General features: G+C 63.5%; 22 protein-coding genes. 9 read left to right on the top strand and 13 right to left on the bottom strand.

Annotated features, from left to right (window positions below; genetic code table 11):
* Positions 1–103 precede the first annotated feature (103 nt).
* Positions 104–2,026 carry an ATP-dependent zinc metalloprotease FtsH gene (gene ftsH, locus ACVRRC_RS20465; RefSeq protein ID WP_014597588.1) on the bottom strand — a complete coding sequence of 641 codons (1,923 nt, stop codon included), beginning with the start codon at positions 2,024–2,026 and terminating at the stop codon, positions 104–106.
* Positions 2,027–2,631: 605 nt separating this feature from the next.
* Between ftsH and ACVRRC_RS20460 the strand changes: the two genes are divergently transcribed.
* Positions 2,632–2,943, top strand: coding sequence for a YhbY family RNA-binding protein (locus tag ACVRRC_RS20460; protein WP_011914380.1), 312 nt, complete (start codon positions 2,632–2,634; stop codon positions 2,941–2,943).
* 31 nt (positions 2,944–2,974) lie between these two features.
* Here the strand turns inward: ACVRRC_RS20460 and ACVRRC_RS20455 are convergent, their stop codons facing one another.
* From ACVRRC_RS20455 to grpE, 8 genes are all read right to left on the bottom strand, one after another.
* Complete coding sequence (locus tag ACVRRC_RS20455) at positions 2,975–3,406, bottom strand: hypothetical protein (protein WP_019406375.1); 432 nt, start codon at positions 3,404–3,406, stop codon at positions 2,975–2,977.
* Positions 3,384–3,860 carry a transcription elongation factor GreA gene (gene greA, locus ACVRRC_RS20450; protein WP_011914382.1) on the bottom strand — a complete coding sequence of 159 codons (477 nt, stop codon included), beginning with the start codon at positions 3,858–3,860 and terminating at the stop codon, positions 3,384–3,386. Before greA ends, ACVRRC_RS20455 begins: the two co-directional genes overlap by 23 nt.
* The gene (carB, locus tag ACVRRC_RS20445; RefSeq protein ID WP_011914383.1) at positions 3,857–7,078 is read right to left on the bottom strand and encodes a carbamoyl-phosphate synthase large subunit; all 3,222 of its coding nucleotides are present in this window, start codon (positions 7,076–7,078) and stop codon (positions 3,857–3,859) included. Before carB ends, greA begins: the two co-directional genes overlap by 4 nt.
* 36 nt (positions 7,079–7,114) lie before the next feature.
* Positions 7,115–8,263 carry a glutamine-hydrolyzing carbamoyl-phosphate synthase small subunit gene (gene carA, locus ACVRRC_RS20440; RefSeq protein ID WP_014597590.1) on the bottom strand — a complete coding sequence of 383 codons (1,149 nt, stop codon included), beginning with the start codon at positions 8,261–8,263 and terminating at the stop codon, positions 7,115–7,117.
* Between the two features lie 216 nt (positions 8,264–8,479).
* Positions 8,480–9,286, bottom strand: a complete 807-nt coding sequence (gene dapB, locus ACVRRC_RS20435) for a 4-hydroxy-tetrahydrodipicolinate reductase (RefSeq protein WP_013983883.1) — start codon at positions 9,284–9,286, stop codon at positions 8,480–8,482.
* 81 nt (positions 9,287–9,367) lie between these two features.
* A complete protein-coding gene (gene dnaJ / locus ACVRRC_RS20430; protein ID WP_013983884.1) occupies positions 9,368–10,498 on the bottom strand; it encodes a molecular chaperone DnaJ in 1,131 nt (376 codons plus the stop codon).
* Positions 10,499–10,621: 123 nt separating this feature from the next.
* Positions 10,622–12,535 (bottom strand): molecular chaperone DnaK, encoded by a 1,914-nt coding sequence (gene dnaK / locus ACVRRC_RS20425; RefSeq protein WP_045159894.1) that lies wholly within the window; start codon positions 12,533–12,535, stop codon positions 10,622–10,624.
* A 98-nt stretch (positions 12,536–12,633) separates the two neighbouring features.
* Positions 12,634–13,203, bottom strand: coding sequence for a nucleotide exchange factor GrpE (gene grpE, locus ACVRRC_RS20420; protein ID WP_011914388.1), 570 nt, complete (start codon positions 13,201–13,203; stop codon positions 12,634–12,636).
* A 201-nt stretch (positions 13,204–13,404) separates the two neighbouring features.
* Here grpE and recN point away from each other — a divergent pair, with 201 nt between their 5' ends.
* On the top strand, positions 13,405–15,078 hold the full coding sequence (recN, locus tag ACVRRC_RS20415) for a DNA repair protein RecN (RefSeq protein ID WP_125884040.1): 1,674 nt from the start codon (positions 13,405–13,407) through the stop codon (positions 15,076–15,078).
* A gap of 62 nt (positions 15,079–15,140) precedes the next feature.
* On the opposite strand, the gene fur is transcribed toward recN, so the two are convergent.
* The gene (gene fur, locus ACVRRC_RS20410) at positions 15,141–15,545 is read right to left on the bottom strand and encodes a ferric iron uptake transcriptional regulator (protein ID WP_011914390.1); all 405 of its coding nucleotides are present in this window, start codon (positions 15,543–15,545) and stop codon (positions 15,141–15,143) included.
* A gap of 95 nt (positions 15,546–15,640) precedes the next feature.
* Between fur and ACVRRC_RS20405 the strand changes: the two genes are divergently transcribed.
* Positions 15,641–16,153 carry an outer membrane protein assembly factor BamE gene (locus ACVRRC_RS20405; protein ID WP_013983887.1) on the top strand — a complete coding sequence of 171 codons (513 nt, stop codon included), beginning with the start codon at positions 15,641–15,643 and terminating at the stop codon, positions 16,151–16,153.
* 40 nt (positions 16,154–16,193) lie between these two features.
* Here the strand turns inward: ACVRRC_RS20405 and ACVRRC_RS20400 are convergent, their stop codons facing one another.
* Both ACVRRC_RS20400 and ACVRRC_RS20395 read right to left on the bottom strand, forming a co-directional pair.
* Positions 16,194–16,508, bottom strand: coding sequence for an RnfH family protein (locus tag ACVRRC_RS20400; RefSeq protein ID WP_011914392.1), 315 nt, complete (start codon positions 16,506–16,508; stop codon positions 16,194–16,196).
* Positions 16,501–16,935, bottom strand: coding sequence for a type II toxin-antitoxin system RatA family toxin (locus tag ACVRRC_RS20395; protein WP_011914393.1), 435 nt, complete (start codon positions 16,933–16,935; stop codon positions 16,501–16,503). The genes ACVRRC_RS20400 and ACVRRC_RS20395 overlap by 8 nt, the downstream gene beginning before the upstream one ends.
* A 206-nt stretch (positions 16,936–17,141) precedes the next feature.
* Here ACVRRC_RS20395 and smpB point away from each other — a divergent pair, with 206 nt between their 5' ends.
* Positions 17,142–17,624 (top strand): SsrA-binding protein SmpB, encoded by a 483-nt coding sequence (gene smpB, locus ACVRRC_RS20390; protein WP_011914394.1) that lies wholly within the window; start codon positions 17,142–17,144, stop codon positions 17,622–17,624.
* 52 nt (positions 17,625–17,676) lie between these two features.
* Here the strand turns inward: smpB and ACVRRC_RS20385 are convergent, their stop codons facing one another.
* Positions 17,677–18,468: a GntR family transcriptional regulator gene (locus ACVRRC_RS20385; protein ID WP_472997438.1), complete on the bottom strand. Its 792-nt coding sequence runs from the start codon at positions 18,466–18,468 to the stop codon at positions 17,677–17,679.
* Between the two features lie 269 nt (positions 18,469–18,737).
* Between ACVRRC_RS20385 and ACVRRC_RS20380 the strand changes: the two genes are divergently transcribed.
* From ACVRRC_RS20380 to ACVRRC_RS20360, 5 genes are all read left to right on the top strand, one after another.
* Positions 18,738–20,432 carry an L-lactate permease gene (locus ACVRRC_RS20380; RefSeq protein WP_013983888.1) on the top strand — a complete coding sequence of 565 codons (1,695 nt, stop codon included), beginning with the start codon at positions 18,738–18,740 and terminating at the stop codon, positions 20,430–20,432.
* Between the two features lie 254 nt (positions 20,433–20,686).
* On the top strand, positions 20,687–21,508 hold the full coding sequence (locus ACVRRC_RS20375) for a (Fe-S)-binding protein (protein WP_013983889.1): 822 nt from the start codon (positions 20,687–20,689) through the stop codon (positions 21,506–21,508).
* Positions 21,505–22,965 carry a LutB/LldF family L-lactate oxidation iron-sulfur protein gene (locus ACVRRC_RS20370; protein WP_011914398.1) on the top strand — a complete coding sequence of 487 codons (1,461 nt, stop codon included), beginning with the start codon at positions 21,505–21,507 and terminating at the stop codon, positions 22,963–22,965. The genes ACVRRC_RS20375 and ACVRRC_RS20370 overlap by 4 nt, the downstream gene beginning before the upstream one ends.
* Positions 22,962–23,633: a LutC/YkgG family protein gene (locus ACVRRC_RS20365; protein WP_014597598.1), complete on the top strand. Its 672-nt coding sequence runs from the start codon at positions 22,962–22,964 to the stop codon at positions 23,631–23,633. Before ACVRRC_RS20370 ends, ACVRRC_RS20365 begins: the two co-directional genes overlap by 4 nt.
* The gene (locus ACVRRC_RS20360; RefSeq protein WP_472997437.1) at positions 23,630–26,482 is read left to right on the top strand and encodes an FAD-binding and (Fe-S)-binding domain-containing protein; all 2,853 of its coding nucleotides are present in this window, start codon (positions 23,630–23,632) and stop codon (positions 26,480–26,482) included. The genes ACVRRC_RS20365 and ACVRRC_RS20360 overlap by 4 nt, the downstream gene beginning before the upstream one ends.
* Positions 26,483–26,614 lie beyond the last annotated feature (132 nt).

Genomic DNA, 26,614 nt, shown 5'->3' with positions numbered 1-26,614 from the left:
GGCACAACGGGGTGGACAATTTACACCAGAAGGGGCGCCTATGCGCCCCTTCTGGATACAGCCTTTTGACAGCCGACCGATGAATGTTCGGTCGACGCTACCCTCAATGCTCCCCGGCGGGACCACCAATCGGCGTCTGCGGACGATTGTCATCCGGCACGGCCGGCGTCCCGGACGCGCCGGTACCGCCACCTTCCCAGTCACGTGGCTCGCGCGGCGGACGGCCCGCCATGATGTCATCGATCTGCGGTGCATCGATGGTTTCGTACTTCATGAGTGCTTCGGCCATCATGTCCAGCTTGTCGCGGTTCTCGGTGAGTATCTGCTTGGCGGTGCCATAGCAGTGATCGATGATGCTGCGCACCTCTTCATCGATCAGCTTGGCGGTCTCGCCGGAAACGTTGGCATGCTGACTGCCAGCGCTGCGACCGAGGAAGACTTCACCCTCCTCTTCGGCATACATCAGCGGGCCAAGCTTCTCCGACAAGCCCCACTTGGTCACCATGTTCCGCGCCAACTGAGTGGCGCGCATGATGTCGTTGGAAGCGCCAGTGGTGACGCCTTCGAAACCCAAGGTCATTTCCTCCGCGATTCGACCACCAAACAGCGAGCAGATCTGACTGATCAGTGCGCGTTTCGACAGGCTGTAGCGATCCTCTTCCGGCAGGAACATGGTGACACCCAGCGCCCGCCCGCGAGGAATGATGGAAACCTTGTAGACCGGGTCATGCTCCGGCACCACGCGTCCGACGATGGCGTGCCCAGCCTCGTGATACGCGGTATTGAGCTTCTCTTTCTCAGACATGACCATGGACTTGCGCTCGGCGCCCATCATGATCTTGTCCTTGGCCAGTTCGAACTCGCGCATTTCGACGATGCGCTTGTTGGCCCGCGCAGCGAACAGGGACGCCTCGTTGACCAGGTTGGCCAGATCCGCACCGGAGAAACCCGGCGTACCGCGGGCGATGACCGCCGGCTCGACGTTCTCGCTGACTGGCACCTTGCGCATGTGCACCTTGAGAATCTGCTCGCGACCGCGGATGTCCGGCAAGCCTACGACCACCTGCCGGTCGAAGCGGCCCGGACGCAGCAGCGCCGGATCGAGCACGTCGGGACGGTTGGTAGCCGCGATGACGATGATGCCATCGTTCATCTCGAAGCCATCCATCTCCACCAGCAACTGGTTGAGGGTCTGCTCGCGCTCGTCGTGCCCGCCGCCGAGGCCGGCACCACGATGACGACCGACCGCGTCGATCTCGTCGATGAAGATGATGCAAGGCGCGTGCTTCTTGGCCTGCTCGAACATGTCGCGGACCCGGCTGGCGCCGACACCGACGAACATCTCGACGAAATCCGAACCCGAGATAGTGAAGAACGGCACCTTCGCCTCACCGGCAATCGCCTTGGCCAGCAGCGTCTTACCAGTACCGGGCGGACCGACCATCAGCACGCCACGCGGAATACGGCCGCCGAGACGCTGGAACTTACCCGGGTCGCGGAGAAACTCCACCAGCTCATGCACTTCTTCCTTGGCCTCGTCGCAACCGGCGACGTCAGCGAAGGTGGTCTTGACCTGATCCTCGGAGAGCAGGCGAGCCTTGCTCTTGCCGAAGCTCATAGGCCCGCCCTTGCCGCCGGCACCGCCCTGCATCTGCCGCATGAAGAACATGAACACGGCGATGATCACCAGGATCGGGAAGCTGGCCACCAGCAGCTGTGTCCAGATGCTCTGCTGCTCAGGCTGCTTGCCCTCGATCAGCACATTGTTGTCGAGCAGATCGCCGATCAGGCCGTTGTCCTGGATCGCAGGGCGAATGGTCTTGAAGGTGTCGCCGTCGCTACGCTTGCCGATGATGACAAAACCATCGACGGTCACGCGCTCCACGCGCCCCTCCTTGACCTGCTCAAGGAAGTCCGAGTAGTTCAGCGTCTGCGGCTCGCTCGGGCTGGAGAAGTTGTTCATCACCGTGACCAGGACGGCGGCGATGATCAGCCACAGGATCAGGTTTTTTGCCATGTCGTTCAAATTAACTACCCTCTGGAGCAAACCCGTGTCCGCGGGCCCGCATGACGGCCGGTTGGTTGCTCGGCCTAACTTACTACACAACGCACTGGAACAGGCAGTCGGTCTGTAACCCTATGAAACAGCCTAGTCCTTGCCGTACGGGGCCGTCCATTGGCCGACGCCCGCATGAATAGACCGCCAAACCGGCCTTTTCGCACAAACGGGTCTGTTCGTTCGGCACACCCGTAAAGCCATGGACAAGCAGATATTGCGCACTGGAGCGGTCGCGAGGCCACCGGGGCTTTGCTTGTCTGCATGCTCTCGAACGCCTGCCGCAACGCTTTCAGGTACGCGTCGAGCGCGCATCCTGAAATATCTTGATCAAAAAAACCGAGCCGAATGCAGTATCCGGAGACCGAATCGCGCGCCGTTTCGCAGAAAGCACTACGTCACAACTGGCTGGCAGTCCACACAGCTCTCATATTGGGGCTGCGTTCGCGATCACAAGGTTCCCCACGACAGACTGACTCTACAGCCTGCCAAACCGATCGCTCACCTGTGCGGCCTTGCACCTCTCGGTTACACTAGCCGCCGTTTTTCAAGGGTTCTGACGCAAGGGTCGAAATATGCCGCTCACCAACGAGCAGAAGAAACAGTACAAGTCCATCGGCCATCATCTGAAACCGGTGCTGATCGTTGCCGAAAACGGGCTGACCGAAGGCGTTCAAGCCGAACTGGAGCGAGCCCTGAACGATCACGAACTGATCAAGATCCAGTTCCGCCTTACCGAGCGCGAAGATCGCCGCGCCCTGATGGAAGAGCTGTGCGCAATCGGAAAATGCGAACTGGTGCAGACCATCGGCAAAATGGCGCTGGTCTATCGCAGGAATCCGAAGCCGAACAAACAGCTGTCGAACATCCATCGCTTCCAGGCGTGAAACCGCTGCGGCAGCAGTCTGCCGCCGTCAGTCATTGCTCTCGCCCGGGAACGGGCTGCAATACCAGCATCAAACCGCCCAGCGCCATCGCCAGAACACTGAAACTGGCCCAGTAGATGGACTCGAACCAGCCGGCATTCATCAAAAGATGAGTGCCGGCCAGGGCCATCACCGCCAGCAGCAGCTGCCCCCGCACATCGCGCCACAAACCGCGAAGACCAACAGACTGGACCAATACCAGCGCCTGCAGCGCCACGCAGAACGCGGCGAAGCCGACCATCAGAGGACGCAGACTCCCGGCGACTTCCTCGACCAGTAGCGGTGCCAGGCCGATCCGTCCAAGCGCAGGCAGCACCAGAAACTGCAGCAACCATAGGCCGCCGACCCAGAAGGTCTGGGTCAGCTGCCAGGTGATGAAGCCGGCGCGCGCGGGTTGCCGATCAGATATGGCGGACTTCGACAATCTCGTACTCGATCAGTCCGCTGGGCGTCTTGACCGCCACCACATCGCCCTCTTCCTTGCCGATCAGCGCACGCGCGATCGGTGAACTCACCGACAGCTTGCCCTGTTTGATATCGGCTTCGTCGTCACCGACGATCTGATAGGTCACCTGCTCGTCCGTCTCGACGTTGGCGATGTCCACGGTGGTACCGAAGATCACCTTGCCGGTCGGTGCGATGCTGGCGATGTCGATGACCTGGGCATTCTGCAGGCGACCTTCGATGTCGCGGATGCGTGCCTCGACCATCCCCTGCTGCTCGCGCGCCGCGTGGTACTCGGCGTTCTCCTTAAGGTCACCCAGCTCACGCGCCTCGGCGATGGCCTGGGTGATCTGCGGGCGCAGCACGGTTTTCAGATGTTTGAGCTCTTCTTCCAGGGCGCGAGCGCCCTGGATGGTCATGGGGAATTTTGTCATGCCTTGATTCCTGCATGGAGATCCTGCAAGCGGCGCACGGTCTTCTCGGGACCGAACTTGAGCGCCTCACAGATCGCCTGACCACCCGCGATGGTGGTGGTGATGCAGATCTTGTGTTGCAGGGCGTTGCGACGAATGGAATACGAATCGGCGATGGACTGACGCCCTTCGGTGGTGTTGATGATCAGCGTGACCTCGTCATTCTTGATCATGTCGACCACGTGCGGACGGCCTTCGGTCACCTTGTTCACGCGACGCACCGGCAGCCCGGCCGCCTCGATGATACGCGCCGTGCCAGCGGTGGCAACGACCTCGAAGCCGAGGCCAACCAGATCACGTGCGACCTGTTCGACGTAGGGCTTGTCGTCTTCGCGCACGCTGAGGAAGGCGCAGCCGGAGGTCGGCAGGATTTCACTGGCACCCAGCTGGGCCTTGGCGAAGGCTTCGGCGAAGCTGTCGCCGACACCCATCACCTCGCCGGTGGACTTCATTTCCGGGCCGAGAATGGTATCGACACCCGGGAATTTGGCGAACGGGAACACCGCTTCCTTGACGCTGAAATAGGTCGGGATGATCTCGCGGGTGAAACCGACCTCGGCCAGGCTCTTGCCCGCCATGACGCGCGCAGCGACCTTGGCCAGCGACTCGCCGATGCACTTGGAGACGAACGGCACGGTACGCGAGGCGCGCGGGTTGACCTCGAGCACGTAGATGTCCTCGCCCTGCACGGCCATTTGCACGTTCATCAGACCAACCACGTCGAGCTCCAGGGCCATCTTGCGCACCTGCTCGCGAATCTCGTCCTGGATGTGCTGCGGCAGCGAGTAGGCCGGCAGTGAGCAGGCCGAATCGCCGGAGTGCACGCCGGCCTGTTCGATGTGCTGCATGATGCCGCCAATCACTACCGTCTCGCCGTCGCAGACGGCGTCGACGTCCACTTCGATGGCGCAGTTGAGGAAGTGGTCCAGCAGCACCGGGCTGTCGTTGGACACCTGCACCGCCTCGCGCATGTAGCGCTTGAGCTCTTCTTCCTCGTAGACGATTTCCATCGCGCGACCGCCCAGCACGTAGGACGGACGCACCACCAGCGGATACCCGATGGCCTTGGAGGCAGCGATGGCTTCTTCTTCGCTGCGTGCAGTGGCGTTCTGCGGCTGGCGCAGGTTCAGGCGCTGCACCATCTGCTGGAAACGCTCACGGTCTTCGGCGCGGTCGATGGCATCCGGGCTGGTGCCGATGATCGGCACGCCGGCTTCTTCCAGGGCGCGGCAGATCTTCAGCGGCGTCTGACCGCCGTACTGCACGATCACACCCTTGGGCTGCTCGACGCGAACGATCTCCAGCACGTCTTCCAGGGTCACCGGCTCGAAGTACAGGCGGTCGGACGTGTCGTAATCGGTGGAGACGGTCTCCGGGTTGCAGTTGACCATGATGGTCTCGTATCCGTCTTCACGCATGGCCAACGCGGCATGCACACAGCAGTAGTCGAACTCGATACCCTGACCGATACGGTTGGGGCCACCGCCGAGGATCATGATCTTCTCGCGGCCACTCGGGTTGGCCTCGCACTCTTCCTCATAGGTCGAGTACATGTAGGCGGTGTCGGTGGCGAACTCGGCGGCGCAGGTGTCGACGCGCTTGTAGACCGGCAGCACCTTGAGCTTGTGGCGATGGCTACGCAGGTTCTTTTCGGTGACGCCGAGCAGCTTGGCCAGACGGGCATCGGAGAAACCCTTGCGCTTGAGCTTGTACATCAGGTCACGGTCGATGCTGGACAGGCCGAGCGTCTTGACCTGCTCCTCGTCCTTGACCAGGTCTTCGATCTGCACCAGGAACCACGGATCGATGTTGGTCAGGGCGAACACGTCTTCGACGCTCTTGCCGGCGCGGAAGGCATCGGCCACGAACCAGATGCGGTCGGCGCCCGGCACGGTCAGCTCGCGCTTGAGGGTGCTCTCGGCCTCGGCATCGGCCAGGTTCAGCTTCGGATCGAAACCGGTGGCGCCGACTTCCAGACCGCGCAGGGCTTTCTGCATGGACTCTTGGAAGGTGCGGCCGATGGCCATGACCTCACCGACCGATTTCATCTGGGTGGTCAGACGGGCATCGGCCTTGGGGAATTTCTCGAAGGCGAAGCGCGGCACCTTGGTCACGACATAGTCGATCGCCGGCTCGAACGATGCCGGGGTGCGGCCACCGGTGATGTCGTTGGACAATTCGTCGAGGGTGTAGCCGACGGCCAGCTTGGCGGCGATCTTGGCGATCGGGAACCCGGTGGCCTTGGAGGCCAGCGCCGAGGAACGCGACACGCGCGGGTTCATCTCGATCACGACCATGCGCCCGGTGTTCGGGCAGATGCCGAACTGCACGTTGGAACCGCCAGTTTCCACGCCGATCTCACGCAGCACCGCCAGCGAGGCGTTGCGCATGATCTGGTATTCCTTGTCGGTCAGGGTCTGCGCCGGGGCTACGGTGATGGAGTCGCCGGTGTGGACGCCCATCGGATCGAAGTTCTCGATGGAGCAGACGATGATGCAGTTGTCCTTCTTGTCGCGGACCACCTCCATCTCGTATTCCTTCCAGCCGATCAGCGACTCGTCGATCAGCAGTTCGCTGGTCGGAGACAGATCCAGACCACGGGCGCAGATCTCTTCGAACTCTTCACGGTTGTAGGCGATGCCGCCACCGGTACCGCCCATGGTGAACGACGGACGGATGATGCAGGGGAAGCCGACCTTATCGAGAACCGCGTAGGCCTCTTCCATGTTGTGCGCAATGCCGGATTCCGGGCAGGCCAGGCCGATATTCTTCATCGCCTTGTCGAAGCGCGAACGGTCTTCGGCCTTGTCGATGGTGTCGGCGTTGGCACCGATCATCTCGACACCGAACTTCTCCAGCACACCGTGCTTTTCCAGGTCCAGCGCGCAGTTCAGCGCCGTCTGGCCGCCCATGGTCGGCAGCAGCGCGTCGGGGCGCTCCTTCTCGATGATCTTGGCCACGGTGGCCCACTTGATCGGCTCGATGTAGGTGGCGTCGGCCATGGCCGGGTCGGTCATGATGGTGGCCGGATTGGAGTTCACCAGGATGACGCGGAAGCCTTCTTCCTTCAGCGCCTTGCACGCCTGGGCACCGGAATAGTCGAACTCGCAGGCCTGGCCGATGACGATGGGGCCAGCGCCGAGGATGAGGATGCTTTTGATATCTGTACGTTTTGGCATTTTCTTACTCTCGAATCCTTTGGTCAGTCGGCAGGCTTAGCGGCGCTTGGCCATGGCTTCGATGAAACGGTCGAACAGTGGCGCGACGTCGTGCGGGCCCGGGCTCGCCTCGGGATGGCCCTGGAAGCTGAAGGCGTCCTTGTCGGTACGCTCGATGCCCTGCAGAGTGCCGTCGAACAGCGACTTGTGCGTAGCGCGCACATTGGCCGGCAGGCTGGCTTCGTCCACGGCGAAACCGTGGTTCTGACTGGTGATCATCACCACGCCGGTCTTCAGATCCTGTACCGGATGGTTCGCGCCGTGGTGGCCATTGGGCATCTTCACGGTCTTGGCGCCGGAGGCCAGGGCCAGCAACTGATGGCCGAGGCAGATGCCGAACACCGGGATGTCGGTTTCGAGCACCTGCTGAATCGCCTTGATCGCGTAGTCGCACGGCTCGGGGTCACCCGGGCCGTTGGCCAGGAAGATGCCGTCCGGATTCAGCGCCAGGGCTTCGCTGGCTGGCGTCTGCGCCGGCAGCACGGTGACGCGGCAACCGCGGGCGACCAGCATGCGCAGGATGTTGTACTTCACGCCATAGTCGAAGGCGACGACGTGATAGGGCAGCTCGCTGGCCGGGATCTCGGCATGCGCGTCGTCCTTCAGGCACCAGACACTGGAACGCCACTCGTAACGCTCCTTCACGCTGACTTCCTTGGCCAGGTCCATGCCCTTCAGGCCGGGGAAGCTGCGCGCCAGCTCCAGCGCCTTCTCTTCGGTCGCGTCGGCGCCAGCCAGGATGCAGCCGTTCTGCGCACCTTTCTCGCGCAGGATACGGGTCAGGCGACGGGTATCGATGCCGGCGATGGCAACGGTGCCGTTGGCCTTGAGGTAATCGGGCAGTGATTGCTTGTTGCGCCAGTTGCTGGAAATCAACGGCAGGTCGCGAATCACCAGACCAGCGGCCCAGACTTTCCAGGACTCGGCGTCTTCCGGCGTGGTGCCGGTGTTACCGACATGGGGATAGGTGAGGGTAACGATCTGCTTGGCGTAGGAGGGATCGGTGAGGATTTCCTGATAGCCGGTCATGGCGGTGTTGAACACCACCTCACCAATGGTTTGCCCATCGGCGCCGATGGATTCGCCGCGAAAAATGCTGCCATCGGCAAGGGCCAGAATGGCTGGCGTAAGGGCTGGCTTAGTCAAGAGACCTCCCGTAGATCAAGGCTGGAGCAGACGCAGATTGTAAAAAAGCGGGATGACGTGTGAAGGTCATCCCGCTTTTTGTTTGATTCATTTCTGCGCAACTTTTAGTGGACACACTAAAGCGGGAAGCTTACACAAAACCGCCTTTCCGGTCCAGCCGAAATAGCCGGCCAGCGCACCCGAACGGGGCACAGGGCAACCGGTGCGCGCAGCGAATCATTTCAGGCCGAGCACGTCCTGCATGTCGTAGAGCCCTGCCGGCTTCTCATCCAACCACAGCGCGGCGCGCACCGCCCCCTTGGCGAAGGTCATGCGACTGGAGGCCTTGTGGGTGATCTCGACGCGCTCGCCATCGGCGGCGAACAGCACGGTATGGTCGCCCACGACGTCCCCGGCACGCACAGTCGCGAAGCCGATGGTCTCGCGCGCCCGCGCACCGGTCTGACCTTCGCGACCATAGACGGCAACCTTCTGCAGATCGCGCCCGAGCGCCTCGGCCACCACCTCCCCCATGCGCAGCGCGGTGCCGGACGGCGCATCAACCTTGTGCCGGTGATGCGCCTCGATGATCTCGATATCCACATCGTCACCCAGCACGCGCGCCGCGGTATCCAGCAGCTTGAGGCACAGATTGACGCCAACGCTGAAGTTGGCGGCGAAGACGATCGGGATCTCTCTGGCCGCCGCCACCAGGCGCTCCTTCTCTTCCGGCGAAAAGCCGGTGGTACCGATCACCATGGCCTTGCCGGCGCGGCGGCAAACCTCCAGGTTCTTCAGCGTCACCGAAGGGTGAGTGAAGTCGATCAGCACGTCGAACTCGTCGACAGCCTTGCCGACATCTCCCGTCAGCGGCACGCCCAGCCGCCCGATGGCGGCCAGTTCGCCGGCATCGGCACCCACCAGGGTACTGTCCGGCCGATCGATGGCAGCGGTCAGACCGGCGACGCCGCCAGTCTGCTGCACCGCCTCGATCAGGGTCTTGCCCATGCGCCCGGCGGCGCCCGTCACTGCAATACGTCGCATAGCATCAGCTCCAAGCTGCAAGCCGGAAACCGAGCGCGAGGCCGATGCACCAGGCACCGGACCTCAAGCCCTCAGTTCGACTCAAACATCACCGAAAAAGCGCTTCACACCCTCGAACCAGCCGCTGGCCTTGGGTGAATGGGAGGTGTCGCCCTGTAGCGTGCCGCGGAACTCCTCGAGCATCTCGCGCTGGCGCTTGCTCAGGTTGACCGGCGTTTCGACCACGACGCGACACATCAGGTCGCCCGCCGCACCACCACGCACCGGCGCTACACCCTTGCCCCGCAGACGGAACTGCTTGCCGGTCTGGGTGCCTTCCGGGATTTTCAGCTTGACCCGGCCATCCAGCGTCGGCACCTCGAGCTCACCGCCCAGCGCCGCATCGGCGAAGCTGATCGGCACCTCGCAGTACAGGTGCTTGCCGTCACGCTGGAAGATCGCGTGCTCGCGCACGTTGACCACCACGTAGAGGTCGCCCGCCGGCCCGCCCTGGGTTCCGGCCTCGCCCTCGCCGGAGAGGCGGATGCGGTCGCCGGTATCCACGCCTGGCGGCACCTTGACCGAGAGCGTCTTCTGCTCTTCGACGCGGCCCTGGCCGTGGCAGCTGCCACAGGGGTCGGAAATCATCTTGCCGCTGCCATGGCAGCGCGGACAGGTCTGCTGCACCGAAAAGAAGCCCTGCTGCATGCGCACCTGACCGATGCCGCCGCAGGTAGTACAGGTCACCGGGCTGGTGCCCTTCTTTGCCCCGGAGCCATCGCAGGTCTTGCACTCGACCAGGGTCGGCACGCGGATGGTCACCGTGGTGCCGCGCACGGCTTCTTCCAGATCCAGCTCCAGCGTGTAACGCAGGTCGCTGCCGCGCTGAGCGCCACCGCGGGAGCCGCCACGACCGCCACTGAAGAAATCGCTGAATACATCGCCGAAGATGTCGGAGAAGTTGGCGCCGCCGTAACCGGCTCCACCTGCCCCGGCGCCCATCTGCGGATCGACGCCGGCGTGCCCGTACTGATCGTAGGCAGCCCGCTTGCTCGGGTCGGAAAGCACCTCGTAGGCCTCGTTGGCCTCCTTGAAGGCTTCCTCCGCCGCCTTGTCACCCGGATTGCGGTCGGGGTGATGCTTCATGGCGAGGCGGCGGTAAGCCTTTTTCAGCTCCGCCTCGCTGGCACCGCGCTCAACGCCCAGCACCTCGTAAAAATCGCGTTTGGCCATAACTATCCTGAACCCTCAATTTCATGCCTTCCAGACACGCCGACGCGGGAGCAAGCCCCCGCGTGGCGGTCTTGCCCGCCCCGACGACGTCGAGGGCGGGCTGGAGCGGAAGCAAGCCGGGGCTTACTTGTTGTCCTTGACCTCTTCGAACTCGGCGTCGACCACGTCGTCACCCGGCTTCGCCTGCTCACCTGCGGGCTGACCTTCACCGGCCTGAGCCTGCTCGGCGTACATCTTCTGCGCAACCGGAGTGGAGGCCTGGGACACCGCAGCGATCTTCGCTTCGATCACAGCCTTGTCGTCGCCCTTGATGGCCAGCTCCAGCTCGCCGAGCGCCTTCTCGATCGCAGCCTTGTCATCGTCGCTGGCCTTGTCGCCGGCTTCGGTGAGCATCTTGCGGGTGGCATGCACCAGCTGATCGCCCTGGTTGCGTGCGGTAGCCAGCTCCTCGAACTTGCGGTCTTCCTCGGCATTGGCCTCGGCGTCGCGCACCATCTGCTCGATTTCCTCCTCCGACAGACCGGAGTTGGCCTTGATCACGATGGACTGCTGCTTGCCAGTGGCCTTGTCCTTGGCGGACACGTGCAGGATGCCGTTGGCGTCGATATCGAAGGTGACTTCGATCTGCGGCATGCCGCGCGGGGCCGGCGGAATCTCGGCCAGATCGAAGCGACCCAGCGACTTGTTCTGCGCAGCCTGCTTACGCTCACCCTGCAGCACGTGAATGGTCACAGCGCTCTGGTTGTCGTCGGCAGTGGAGAACACCTGCGACTTCTTGGTCGGGATGGTGGTGTTCTTCTCGATCAGCGGAGTCATCACGCCGCCCAGCGTCTCGATACCCAGGGTCAGCGGGGAGACGTCGAGCAGCAGCACGTCCTTGACGTCGCCCGCCAGCACGGCGCCCTGGATGGCAGCACCCATGGCCACGGCTTCGTCCGGGTTGACGTCCTTGCGCGCTTCCTTGCCGAAGAACTCGGCGACTTTCTGCTGCACCAGCGGCATGCGGGTCTGGCCACCGACCAGGATCACGTCATTGATCTTCGACACATCGATGCCGGCATCCTTCAGCGCGATGCGGCACGGCTCGATGGTGCGCTCGACCAGATCCTCGACCAACGACTCCAGCTTGGCGCGGGAGATCTTCACGTTCAGGTGCTTCGGACCGGACGCGTCAGCCGTGATGTACGGCAGGTTGACGTCGGTCTGCTGGCTCGAGGACAACTCGATCTTGGCTTTCTCGGCAGCTTCTTTCAGGCGCTGCATGGCCAGCGGGTCGCCCTTGAGGTTCATGCCGGTTTCTTTCTTGAATTCGTCGACGAGGTAGTCGATCAGGCGGATGTCGAAGTCTTCGCCACCGAGGAAGGTGTCACCATTGGTAGCCAGCACCTCGAACTGGTGCTCGCCGTCTACCTCGGCGATCTCGATCACCGACACGTCGAAGGTACCGCCACCCAGGTCATAGACGATCACGGTGTGGTCGCCCTTGGCCTTGTCCATGCCATAGGCCAGCGCGGCCGCGGTCGGCTCGTTGATGATGCGCTTGACGTCCAGACCGGCGATGCGACCGGCGTCCTTGGTAGCCTGACGCTGGCTGTCGTTGAAGTAGGCCGGCACGGTGATGACCGCTTCGGTGACCGACTCGCCCAGGTAATCCTCGGCGGTCTTCTTCATCTTCTTCAGCACTTCGGCAGAAATCTGCGGAGGCGCCATCTTCTGGCCCTTCACTTCCACCCAGGCATCACCGTTATCGGCCTTGACGATGGTGTAGGGCACCATCTTGATGTCCTTCTGCACGACATCTTCTTCGAAACGGCGGCCGATCAGGCGCTTGACCGCGTACAGAGTGTTCTGCGGGTTGGTGACTGCCTGGCGCTTGGCCGACTGACCGACCAGCGTCTCGCCATCGTTGGTGTAGGCGATGATGGACGGCGTGGTGCGTCCGCCTTCGGCGTTCTCGATGACCTTGACGTTGCCGTTTTCCATGATGGAGACACAGGAGTTGGTGGTCCCCAGGTCGATACCGATGATCTTGCCCATTTAATTCGCTCTCCAAATTTCGATTGATCCGCGCCTGCCTACCGGCTGCGGGTAACACAAAAACGCTTGGCTACCAGATGGGGATGGGTATGCCGATTTCAAGCCTTCTCATCGATAGAAGGCGGCGCGTCGGCGGGCGCCTTGCTGACCACGACCATCGCCGGACGCAACAGGCGCCCGTTGAGCAGATAACCTTTCTGGAACACCTTGAGCACGCTGCCCGGCTCGACGTGAGTGCTCTCCTCCATCGCCATGGCCTGGTGATGCTCGGGATTGAACGGCTCGCCGTGCGGATCCAGCTGCTCCAGCTGATGACGGGCCAGGGTGTCGAGCAGCAGCTTGAGGGTAAGCTCGACGCCTTCGCGCATCGGCTTGACCGCCTCGTCATCCGGGTTCGACAGCTCGAGACCGCGCTCCAGGCTGTCGGCGACGGCCAGCAGGTCACCGGCGAACTTTTCCAGCGCGAACTTGTGCGCCTTCTCGACATCCTGCTCGGCACGCCGACGGATGTTCTGCAGCTCTGCCGCCACGCGCAGCGACTGATCCTGCGCGGCCGCCAGCTGCTCCTCCAGCGATTGCACGCGGGCTGCCAGATCCTCGGCTACGTCTGCTTGCGATTGCTCTGGCGTTTCCGGGTTCTGGTTATCCAGGTTCTGCTCGTCGGCCATGGGTCCTCCTCTCAGTACGATCAGCGGGCAGCAAGCCCGCGCTTGTGCCGCTATATGGGGGCGCGAAAACCGGCTTCAAGGGTATGCGGCGATGTGCAGCGGGCGAAATGACGAGCGACCGCACATTCATCCTTCTGCGCTTGTGGGCAGCAGGAAAACCACTGTATAAATAGCCAGCCACGCAAAATCGGGAGCCTTGCCATGCTGGTTCATCTGTCGGTTCACAACTACGCCATCGTCGAACACCTGGACCTCGAGCTGAAACGCGGCATGAGCGTGATCAGCGGTGAAACCGGCGCGGGCAAATCGATCATGCTCGATGCCCTCGGCCTGACCCTCGGCGACCGGGCCGACAGCAGCGTGGTGCGCATCGGTGCGGACAAGGCCGACATCCTCGCCAGCTTCGACCTGGACGACATCCCCGACGCCCGCGCCTGGCTGGCCGAACGCGACATGGACAGCGAAGGCCCCTGCATCCTGCGCCGAGTGATCACCGCCGAGGGCCGCTCGCGCGGCTACATCAATGGCACGCCCTGCCCGCAGGGTGACCTCAAGGCGCTGGGCGAACTGCTGATCGATATTCACAGCCAGCACGAGCACCAGTCGCTGCTCAAGACCGACACCCACCGGCGCCTGCTCGACGAGTACAGCGGCAGCCAGGACCTGGCGCGCCAGGTGCAACTGGCCGCGCAGCGCTGGCGGCAGACGCGCCAGACCCTGGAACGGCTGAGCAACAGCAGCGACGAGCAGCGCGCACGCCACCAGCTGCTCAGCTATCAGCTGGAAGAGCTGGAGAATCTCGCGCTCGGCGAGCACGAGCTGGAGCAGCTCGAACAGGAACACAAGAACCTGGCCAACGCCGAGCAGCTGCTCGGCGCCTGCCGCCAGGTCATGGAGCTGTGCAGCGAGAGTGATGCCGGCAACGTGCTCTCCGCCCTGACCAGCAGCCTGCAGCGGCTGACCGCCTTCCAGAATCAGCCGCAGGCGCTGAGCGAGGCGGTCAACCTGCTCGCCAGCGCGCAAATCCAGGTCGAAGAGGCGATCGGTGAGCTCAATCGCTTCGTCGACCATTTCGACGCCGATCCGGAACGCCAACAGATGCTGGAGGAGCGCCTGGACACCATCTACACCCTGGCGCGCAAGCACCGCGTACAGCCGAGCGAACTGCCCAACCTGCACCAGCAGCTGCTGGAAGAACTGGAAGGCCTCAATGCCGATGACGAAGCGGTCGAGCGCCTCGGCGAAGAGCTGGCCGCCTACGCTCGCCACTACGAGGAGAAAGCCGGCGAACTGAGCCGCAACCGTCAGGCTGCCGCCGAACAACTGGCGAGCGCGGTCGAGGCAGAAATCCAGCGCCTGGGCATGCCCGGCGGGCGCTTCAGCGTACAGCTCAAGCCGGCAGCCGAAGGCGAGTACATGCCCTACGGCCTGGAACAGGTGGAGTTCCTGGTCAGCGCCAACCCTGGCCAGCCACTGCGCCCGCTGGCCAAGGTCGCGTCGGGCGGCGAGCTGTCACGGATCAGCCTGGCGATCCAGGTGATCACGGCACAAACCTCGCGCGTGCCGACGCTGGTGTTCGACGAAGTCGATGTCGGCATCGGCGGCCCCACTGCGGAAATCGTCGGCCAGCTACTGCGCCGCCTCGGCGAACGCGGCCAGGTCCTGACCGTCACGCACCTGCCGCAGGTGGCTGCGCAAGGTCACCACCACCTGTTCGTGCACAAGGCCCGCGGTACCGACGAAACCCGCACGGCGGTTACCGAACTGGACCAGGCGGGGCGCGTCGAGGAGATCGCCCGGATGCTGGGCGGCGTCGACCTGACCGAACAATCCCTGGCTCATGCCCGGCAGATGGTCACCTCCGCACAGGCCTGAACGCCAGGCAGAGCGGCATAAAAAAGGCGGCCCATGGCCGCCTTTTCAACATCTATTGAGGATCAGTCCTTCTTGCGCACGTAGAGCACCAGGTTGTGATCCACCAGCTCATAGCCGTGACGCTTGACGATTTCTTTCTGCAGTTTTTCGATTTCCTGGTCGAAGAACTCGATGACATCGCCCGTATCGACGCAGACCATGTGGTCGTGATGCCCGCTATCGGCCAGCTCGAAGACGGCATGACCACCATCGAAGTTGTGCCGAACTACCAGGCCGGCCGCCTCGAACTGGGTCAGCACACGATAGACAGTCGCCAGACCGACATCCTCGCCCGCCTCCATCAACGCCTTGTAGACGTCCTCGGCGCTCATGTGTCGACGGTCGGTCGTATCCAGCATCTGCAGGATCTTGACCCGCGGCAGCGTTACCTTGAGACCTGCTTTACGTAGTTCGCTATTTTCAACCATGGTTGGCTTTCTCGCTGCTGCTGTTTCGCAGCCTCCTTCAATACGGGTATGATCCGGGTTCTTTGCCCAGCCAAGATAGTGGAAGTCACCCACCGATGCAAAACACCAAGCTCATGCTGGCCAGCCTCACCCTCGTGGGTCTGTTCGCACTCGCCGGTTGTTCATTTCCCGGGGTTTACAAGGTCGACATTCAACAGGGCAATGTCGTCACGCAGGACATGATAGACCAGTTGCGGCCTGGAATGACCCGCCAGCAGGTGCGCTTTATCATGGGCAACCCGCTGATCACCGACACTTTCCATCCCAACCGCTGGGATTATCTGTACAGCATTCAGCCCGGCGGCAGTCAGCGCCAGCAGGAGCGCGTGAGCCTGGTGTTCAATGCCAACGACCAGCTGGCCGGCCTGGCAGGCGATTTCATGCCTGGCGTCAGCCGTGACGAACAGATCCTCGGTCGCCAACCCCAGGCGCCGAGCGCACCCGCAGCCACGCCCCGCCAACCGGAAGAGCGCCCGGCGCCCGGATCGCTGCTGGAGCAGATTCAGCGCGAAGTGGACGAAGCGGAAGCCGTTCCGGTACCGATTCCAGAACCACTGGAAACCGAATGAAAAAACGCCCGGCGAGTCCGGGCGTTTTGCTATCTAGCGTTCAAGCATCCTCTGCCTTGTTCTTCGCCGCTTTCGCCGCACGCTGCTTGCGGACTTCCTTCGGATCGGCGATCAGCGGTCGGTAGATCTCGACGCGCTCGCCCTCTTCCAGCACGCGCTCTTCAGGCTTGGGCACGGCCTTGCCGAAGATTCCCAACGGCGCGCTGGCGAGATCGAGACCGGGAAAATGCGCATCCAGCCCGGAACGCAGCGCGGCCTCGCGGACGGTAGTGCCGGCTGGCACGGTCATCTGCAGCAGCTTCTGCTTGTCGGCCAGCGCATACACCACTTCGACGGCAATCGATGACTTATCCATAGAGCTGTTTCGCTCGCTCGCAAAAGGCGTCCACCAGGGTATTGGCGGCCTGATTGAACAGCGGACCAAGCGTCGCCTTGACCAGCGGCCCGGCGTAATCGAAGGTCAGATCGAGGCTGATCTTGCAGGCCTTCTCGCCCAGCGCCTTGAACTCCCAGATGCCGTGCAGGTGACTGAACGGCCCTTCTTCCAATGTCATTTCGATGCGCTTGCCGACTTCCAACGCATTGCGCGTCATGAACCGCTGGCTGAGCCCGGCCTTGGCCACCGTCATGCTGGCGTGCATCTCGGTCTCGCTGCTGGAGAGCACCTCGGTCGCAGAGCACCAGGGCAGGAACTGCGGATAGCTGGCTACGTCGTTGACCATGTCGAACAGCGCGTGCGCGGGGTAAGGCAGCAGCGCGGAACGTTGAATGTGCGTCGTCATGCGGACCTTCTACGTCGTCGTTTCATTGCGCGCCATCCGAACGTCGGCGCAGCCAGCCCGCGACCACGACTTCGACCTTTGCCGAAGCCGCTCAGCGCAAAGCGGGGCACATTGTCGGGGATTAACGGCTGCCCCTCAAGTTTCTGCCGCCAACGCTCCTGCAGGTTGTCGCCAGCCGCAACGGGACTCCCTATAATGCCGCCCCTATGGCCAAACAGAAGAAGCAGTCCCCCGGGACCATCGCGCTGAACAAGAAAGCGCTACACGATTACTTCATCGAGCAGAAGTTCGAGGCCGGCCTCGTCCTTGCCGGCTGGGAAGTGAAAAGCCTGCGCGCCGGCAAGGCGCAGCTGGTGGACAGCTACGTGCTGCTCAAGGATGGCGAAGCCTGGCTGATGGGCGCGCACATCACCCCGCTGACGAGCGCCAGCACCCATGTCATCGCCGACCCGACCCGTACCCGCAAGCTGCTGCTGAACAAGCGCGAGCTGGGCAAGCTGTTCGGCGCCGTGCAGCAGAAGGGCTATGCCTGCGTAGCGCTGTCGCTGTACTGGAAGAAGCACATGATCAAGTGCGAGATCGCCCTGGCCAAGGGCAAGAAGGAATTCGACAAGCGTCACACCGAGAAAGAACGCGATTCCGATCGGGAAATCCAGCGCGCCATGCGTACCAAGGGCAAGGACGACTGATCAGCTCCGGGCGGAGCGCCCACCGCCTCGCCCGCCAACCCCGCAGCACCCATCACCCCGCCTTTTGCGATGCCCCCACTCTCTCCTGCCGGCGCTGCGCGCGCGCCAGCCGCTGGGCTTCCTGCTGGCCTTCGGCAAGCACCTCCTGCACATAGTTGATGTGCCGATGGATGACGTCGCGCGCCTCCACCGCACGCCGCGCCATGATCGCCTCGTACAGCTCGCGATGCTGGCTCATCAGCATGTCGCGGGTCTCGTCGCGCAGGGCGTACATGCCGCCGATATTGGTCACCACGTTGCGCTTGAGCAGATCGAATAGGCCGCGAATGGTGTGCAGCAAAACCGCGTTGTGACTGGCCTCGGCAATCGCCAGGTGGAACTGCGCATCAGCCGCGCCCTCTTCCGCGCGAGTCACCTTGCCCTCACGGGCGTAGCAATCCTGCAGTGCCGAGAAGGCCTCCGTGAGTCGCTTCTGATCCACCTCGGTTGCACGCAGCGCCGCATAGTACGCGCAGCTGCCCTCCAGGGTATGCCGGAACTCCAGCAGGTCGCGCTGGGCATCGCTGTTGTTTTCCAGCAGGTGCAGCAACGGGTCGCTGAAGGTGGAGCCCAGCGACTCGGCGACGAAGGTGCCGCCACCGTGCCGACTGATCAGCAGGCCCTTGGCCGCAAGCTTCTGGATCGCCTCGCGCAGAGAGGGGCGCGACACCCCGAAGCGCTCGGCCAGCACCCGTTCGGCCGGCAGTCGCTCACCGGCCTTGAGGGTGCCCTCCAGAATCATGGTTTCCAACTGCGCGACGATGTCGTCGGCCAGCCGCCGCTGACGCACCATGCCCATGTCCATACCCACCTCAGAAATGGTCTTACCAGTCGGAGAATGCTAGCCGTCGGCCCAAAGCCACACAAGGCCGTCGGCTGCGACCAAAGTCTATGCCCGCCTGATTGACGCTCCCAGACGCAGCTCTTACGCTGGCCATTCGCTTCTGTTAATTGGTCTTACCACTTTACAGAAGCAGCTAACAATAAGAGGACTCAGCATGAGATCTGTGCACAACAACTATTCCACGGTCCGCTCAGGGCCCCATCTGAATCGAACCGTAGGGGACGCCTGACATGTCCAACGGATTGCTCGCACTTTTCGCTTTCACTCCCATTCTGCTCGCGGCCGTGATGCTGATCGGCCTGCGCTGGCCCGCCAGCCGCGCCATGCCGCTGGTCTACCTGTTCACCGCGGCCATCGGCCTGTTCGTCTGGGACATGAGCTTCAACCGGATCATCGCATCCACGCTGCAGGGCCTGGTGATCACGCTCGGTCTGTTGTGGATCATCTTCGGCGCGATCCTGCTGCTGAACACGCTGAAGCACTCCGGCGGCATCACCGCCATCCGCGCCGGCTTCACAACCATCAGCCCCGACCGCCGCATCCAGGCCATCATCATCGCCTGGCTGTTCGGTTGCTTCATCGAAGGTGCCTCCGGCTTCGGCACTCCGGCGGCAATCGCTGCACCGCTGCTGGTCGCGGTCGGCTTTCCGGCAATGGCCGCGGTGCTGCTCGGCATGCTGGTACAGAGTACGCCGGTTTCCTTCGGCGCCGTCGGCACCCCGATCGTGGTGGGCATCAACAGCGGCCTGGACACCGCCACCATCGGCGCGCAACTGACCGCCCAGGGTTCCAGCTGGAGCATCTTCCTGCAGCAGATCACCAGCAGCGTAGCGATCACCCATGCCATCGTCGGCACCGTCATGCCGCTGGTCATGGTGCTGATGCTGACGCGCTTCTTCGGCAAGGAGAAAAGCTGGAAAGCCGGCTTCGAAGTGCTGCCGTTCGCGATCTTCGCCGGTCTGGCCTTCACCCTGCCCTATGCCGCCACCGGCATCTTCCTCGGCCCGGAATTCCCGTCGCTGCTCGGCGGCCTGGTAGGCCTGGCGATCGTCACCACCGCGGCACGCTTCAAGTTCCTGACGCCGAAGACCACCTGGGACTTCGCCGACGCCAAGGAATGGCCGGCCGAATGGCTGGGCACCATCGAGATGAAGCTGGACGACATCGCCGCTCGCCCGATGAGCGCATTCCGTGCCTGGCTGCCCTACGTACTGGTCGGCGCGCTGCTGGTGATCAGCCGCGTGTTCCCGCAGGTGGGCGCCGCGCTGAAATCGGTCTCCGTTGCCTTCGCCAACATCCTCGGTGAGGCCGGCATCAACGCGGGCATCGAGCCGCTGTACCTGCCCGGCGGCATTCTCGTCGCAGTGGTGCTGATCACCTTCTTCCTGCACGGCATGCGTGCCGCCGAACTCAAGGCAGCGGTGAAGGAGTCCAGCAGCGTACTGCTGAGCGCCGGATTCGTTCTGCTGTTCACCGTGCCGATGGTGCGCATCCTGATCAACTCCGGCGTCAACGGCGCCGAACTGGCCAGCATGCCGATCGTCATGGCGCGCTATGTCGCGGACAGCGTAGGCGGTATCTACCCGCTGCTGGCGCCATCGGTCGGCGCACTGGGCGCCTTCCTGGCCGGCTCCAACACCGTCAGCAACATGATGTTCAGCCAGTTCCAGTTCGGTGTCGCACAGTCCCTGGGGATTTCCGGCGCGATGGTCGTCGCCACCCAGGCGGTCGGTGCCGCGGCGGGCAACATGGTCGCGATCCACAACGTGGTCGCCGCCTCCGCCACCGTCGGCCTGCTCGGCCGCGAAGGCTCCACGTTGCGCAAGACCGTATGGCCTACGCTGTACTATGTGCTCTTCACCGGGGTGATCGGCCTGATCGCCATCTACGTGCTGGGCGTCACCGACCCGCTGGTCGGGGTGTAAACGACAGAAACAGACCGTGCCCCCGCTGGGGGCACGGTTGCATTCCAGAAACCGCACTTGACAGTGCTATTGGAAAACGTAGGCGGGGCAGGCAAGACGAGGCAAACGCAGCCAAAGAAAAAGGACTGGGCTCGCATGGGAGTTTAGATTTCCTGAATGAGCGTTCTGAGGCTGCTTTAACGACGTATTGCCAACGCAGTTAGTTTTTCAAAAGCCTGTTTGCGGATAACCGGGCCGACCCGGAGACCAAGCCGATGAGCGAACTCTTCTACAATGCCGCGCCGAACGCCACCCGCGTCGCGCCGCCGCTGCCCAAGCCACGCGAGTATCCAGCCAAGCCGAGCCAGGTCTACCTGTTCGGTACCTGCGTGGTGGATCTGTTCTATCCCGAGGCTGGCCTGGATGCCATCCGCCTGCTCGAGCGCGAAGGACTGACCGTGCACTATCCGCAGGGCCAGACCTGCTGCGGTCAACCGGCCTACACCACCGGCTATACCGACGAGGCGCGCAAGGTCGCCCGCGCGCAGCTGGAGCTGTTCGCCAACGACTGGCCGGTGGTGGTGCCCTCCGGCTCCTGCGCCGGGATGCTGCGCCACCATTACCTTGAGCTGTTCAAGGACGAGCCGGCCACGCTGAAGCAGGCCCAGGCGCTGGCCGAGCGCACCTTCGAGCTGGCCGAGTTCCTGCTCAACGTCTGCAAGGTCGAGTTCAAGGATGCCGGCACACCGACCAAAGTGGCCCTGCATACGTCCTGCTCGGCCCGCCGCGAGATGAACACGCACCTGCACGGCCGCGCCCTGCTCGCCCAGCTGGGCCAGGTCGAGCGTGTCGAGCACGATCACGAGAGCGAATGCTGCGGGTTCGGTGGCACCTTCAGCGTGCGCATGCCCGACATCTCCGGCGCCATGGTGCTGGACAAGACCCGTGCGCTGAAGGAATCCGGCGCGCATCAGGTGGTCAGCGCCGACTGTGGCTGCCTGATGAACATCAACGGCTCGCTGGAAAAGCAGCGCGAATCCCTGCGCGGCCAGCATCTGGCGAGCTTCCTCTGGCAACGCACCGGAGGTGCCCGATGAACGCCGAACAGCGCATCCCAGCGATCCAGATCGAGAACGCCGGCGACCCGGACTTCCGCGCCCGCGCCCGTAAGTCCCTGAAGGACGACCAGCTGCGACGCAACTTCCGCACCGCCATGGATTCGCTGATGACCAAGCGCGCCGCGGCCTTCAGCGATGCCGACGAGCGCGAGCGCCTGCGCGAGATGGGCAACCATATCCGCGCCCGCGCCTTGTCCAAGCTGCCCGAACTGCTCGAGCGACTGGAAGCCAACCTGACCCGCAACGGTGTGAAAGTGCACTGGGCGGAGACGGTCGAGGAGGCCAACAACATCGTCCTCGCGATCGCCCAGGCACGACAGGCGAAACAGGTGATCAAGGGCAAATCGATGGTCAGCGAAGAAATGGAGATGAACCATTTCCTCGAAGGCCACGGGATCGAGAGCCTGGAATCGGACATGGGCGAGTACATCGTCCAGCTCGACCACGAAAAGCCGTCCCACATCATCATGCCGGCGATCCACAAGAATGCCGGCCAGGTCGCCTCGCTGTTCCATGACAAGCTCGGCGTGGAATACACCAAGGATGTCGACCAGCTCATCCAGATCGGCCGCCGTACGCTGCGGCAGAAATTCTTCGAGGCCGATATCGGCGTCTCCGGTGTGAACTTCGCGGTAGCCGAAACCGGCACCCTGCTGCTGGTGGAAAACGAAGGCAACGGCCGCATGAGCACCACAGTGCCACCGGTGCACATCGCCGTCACCGGTATCGAGAAGGTGGTGGAGAATCTGCGCGACGTGGTCCCGCTGCTCTCCTTGCTGACCCGCTCCGCGCTGGGCCAGCCCATCACTACCTACGTCAACATGATCTCCGGCCCGCGCAAGGCGCATGAGCTGGACGGTCCGCAGGAAGTGCACCTGATCCTGCTGGACAACGGCCGCAGCCAGGCCTTCGCCGACAGCGAGCTGCGTCAGACGCTCAACTGCATCCGTTGCGGCGCCTGCATGAACCACTGCCCGGTGTACACCCGCGTCGGCGGCCACACTTACGGCGAGGTCTATCCCGGGCCGATCGGCAAGATCATCACTCCGCACATGGTCGGTCTGGACAAGGTGCCGGACCACCCCAGCGCCTCGTCGCTGTGTGGCGCCTGCGGCGAAGTCTGCCCGGTGAAGATTCCGATTCCGACCATCCTGCGGCGCCTGCGTGAGGAAAACGTCAAGGCACCGGACGACCCGCACAAGGTCATGCGCGGCCAGGGCAGCAAGTACTCTCGCAAGGAGCGGCTGATCTGGGCCGGCTGGCGCCTGCTCAACACCAGCCCGACGCTGTACCGCGTATTCGGCTTCTTCGCCACACGCCTGCGCGGCCTGACGCCATCGAACATCGGCCCCTGGACGCAGAACCACAGCGCACCGAAACCTGCCGCCCGCTCGCTGCACGAGCTGGCTCGCGAGCACCTGGAGGGCAAGCGATGAGCGCCAAGGCCAATATCCTCGCCAAGCTGAAGAAAAGCCTGGAAGGCACCACGCCGGTGGTCGATGACTACGACGCGTCGCTGGTCACCCAGCCCTGGAGCTACGCGCCGGAACAGCGTATCGCTCGTCTGCGTCAGCTGATGGAAGCGGTGCACACCGAAATCCACCTGACCACCGACGCCGGTTGGCCCGCCCTGCTCGAGCAGCTGCTGCACGACCGTCAGCTGCCGAGCCTGCTGATCGCCCCGACCACGCCGTACGGCCAGCGCTTCACCGCGCATTGCGCCGGCCGTGAAGGCCTGCCGGCGCTGAAGGCCTACGATCGCCCAGTCGAGGAGTGGAAGGAAGAGCTGTTCAACGACACCCCGGCGAGCCTCACCGGCACCCTCGGCGCCATCGCCTCCACCGGCAGTCTGATCATGTGGCCGACCCGCGAGGAGCCGCGCCTGATGAGCCTGGTGCCGCCGGTGCATTTCGCCATCCTCAAGGCCAGCGAAATTCACGACAACTTCTACGAAATCCAACAGAAGTTCCAGTGGGCCGCCGGCATGCCGACCAATGCGCTGCTGGTTTCCGGCCCATCGAAGACCGCCGACATCGAGCAGGTGCTGGCCTATGGCGCCCACGGGCCGAAGGATCTGATCGTGCTGATCCTGGAGGACGCATGAACGCCGCCATGCCCCTGGAACGCACTCCGCTGCCGGCGGCGTTCCTCGCCGAGGTCGAGCGGCTGATCCCTGCCGAGCGCCGCTTTGACGACCCGCTTTCCACCCTCGCCTTCGGCACCGACGCCAGCTTTTACCGGCTGATCCCCAAGCTGGTGGTGCGCGTCGAATCCGAAGCCGAGGTGATCGCCCTGCTCAAGCTGGCCCACGCGGAAAACGTCCCGGTGACTTTCCGCGCCGCCGGCACCAGCCTGTCCGGCCAGGCGATCAGCGACTCGGTGCTGATCGTGCTCGGCGACAACTGGAACGGCCGCGAGATTCGCAACGGCGGCGAGCAGATCCGCCTGCAGCCAGGCGTCATCGGCGCCAACGCCAACGCCGTGCTGGCACCTTTTCAGCGCAAGATCGGCCCTGATCCGGCCTCGATCAATGCCGCGAAGATCGGCGGCATCGTCGCCAACAATTCCAGCGGCATGTGCTGCGGTACGGCGCAGAACACCTACAAGACCCTCGCCGGGCTGCGCGTGGTACTGGCCGATGGCACCGTGGTCGACAGCGAGGATGCCGCCAGCGTTGCCGCGTTTCGCCAGAGCCACGCCGCCCTGCTCGAGCAGCTGGCCGAGCTGGGTCGCGAAACCCGCGCCAATACCGAACTGGCCACGAAGATCCGCCACAAGTACCGGCTGAAGAACACCACCGGTTTTTCGCTCAATGCGCTGGTCGACTACGACGAGCCGCTGGACATCCTCAACCACCTGATGGTCGGTTCCGAAGGCACGCTGGGCTTCATCAGCGCAGTGACCTACGACACCGTACCGGACCATCCGCACAAGGCCAGCGCGCTGGTGGTGTTCCCCGACGTGGAAACCTGCTGCCTCGCCGTACCGGTGCTCAAGCAGCAACCGGTGTCCGCGGTGGAGCTGCTCGACCGCCGCAGCCTGCGCTCGGTCGAGCACAAGGCCGGCATGCCCGAGTGGGTGAAGGAACTGTCGCCGACTGCCTGCGCACTCTTGATCGAATCGCGCGCCGCCAGTCAGTCGCTGCTGCACGAGCAGATCAACCTGATCATGACCTCCATCGCGCACTTCCCGGTGGAAAAGCAGGTCGACTTCAGCGAAGACCCGGTGGTCTACAACCAGCTGTGGAAGATCCGCAAGGACACCTTCCCGGCGGTCGGCGCCGTGCGCCAGACCGGCACCACGGTGATCATCGAGGACGTGACCTTCCCGGTCGAGCGCCTGGCCGAGGGCGTCAACCGGCTGATCGAATTGCTCGACAAGCACCGCTACGACGAGGCGATCCTCTTCGGCCACGCGCTGGAGGGCAACCTGCACTTCGTCTTCACCCAGGGCTTCGATGATCCGGCGCAGGTCGCCCGTTACGAAGCCTTCATGGGCGAAGTGGCGCAGCTGGTGGCTGTCGAGTTCGGCGGCGCGCTCAAGGCCGAGCACGGCACCGGGCGCAACATGGCGCCCTTCGTCGAGCTGGAATGGGGCAGCGAGGCCTACGCGCTGATGTGGAAGATCAAGCGCCTGCTCGACCCCAGCGGCATCCTCAATCCGGACGTGGTGCTCTCCGAAGACCCGGACATCCACCTGAAGAACCTCAAGCCGATGCCCGCCGCCGACGAGATCGTCGACAAGTGCATCGAGTGCGGCTTCTGCGAGCCGGTCTGCCCATCCAACGGGCTGACCCTGACGCCGCGCCAGCGTATCGTCATCTGGCGCGATATCCAGGCGCGCAAGCGCGCCGGTGTCGACACCACGGAAATCGAACGGCTCTACCACTACCACGGCGTCGAGACCTGCGCCGCGACCGGCCTCTGCGCCCAGCGCTGCCCGGTCGGCATCAACACCGGCGACCTGGTGCGCAAGCTGCGCGGACGCGAAGCGAGCAAAACAGGAACCGCCAACTGGCTGGCCGATCATTTCTCCACCGCCGTGCAGGGCACCCGGTTCATGCTGCATGCCGCCAATGGTGCGCACATCATTCTCGGCACCAAGCGCCTGGCCAAGCTGTCTGCGACCATGACCAACGCCAGCAAGGGCCGCGTGCCGCAGTGGACCCCTGCGACACCGCAGCCGCTGCAACGCCTGCATCTGCCCAAACCAGCCGTGCAGGACGAGCGTCCACGCGTGGTCTATCTGGCCGCCTGCGTTTCCCGTGCAATGGGCCCGGCGGCACGCGATCAGGAACAGGAGCCGCTGCTCGACAAGACCCGCAGCCTGCTGGAAAAGGCCGGCTACCAGGTGATCTTCCCCGAACAGTTGAACGACCTTTGCTGTGGCCAGCCGTTCGCCTCCAAGGGCTATGCCGAACAGGGCGAGCGCAAGCGCCAGGAAATGCTCGACGCGCTGCTCAAGGCCAGTCGCGGCGGGCTCGACCCGATCTACTGCGACACCAGCCCCTGCACCCTGCGCCTGGTCCAGGGCCTGACCGATCAACGCCTCGACATGTACGACCCGGTGCGCTTCATCCGCACGCATCTGCTCGACAAGCTGGAATTCGTCCCGCAGGACAAGCCGATCGCCGTGCATGTCACGTGCAGCACCCAGCATCTGGGCGAGGCGCAGGCGCTGATCGATATCGCCCGCCGCTGCGCAAACGAGGTGGTCATTCCGGAAGGCATCCACTGCTGCGGCTTCGCTGGCGACAAGGGCTTCACCACGCCGGAACTGAACGAGCACGCACTGCGCAGCCTGAAGAACGCCGTGCAGATCTGCGAGGAAGGCATCTCCACCAGCCGCACCTGCGAGATCGGCCTGTCACGTCATGGCGAGATCGACTATCACGGCCTGGTCTATCTGGTTGACCGTGTAACGCGTCGTAAAACTGCCGACCAACCGCTCTAGCACCAGCGTTACGGCCCCGCTCAGCGGAGCGGGGCCGTTTCGTTTGTGTCGCTTCGATGAACGCTCATGCGCAATCGCAGTCGGATTTTTAGAGCCCCTGACGGGTTCGATTCGACTCGGCGCCGCCGTTTC

The organism is Stutzerimonas sp. LR2, assembly GCF_055755175.1.
Note: the sequence above shows the minus strand (reverse complement) of the source record. Positions and strands in the feature narration are given on the sequence as shown.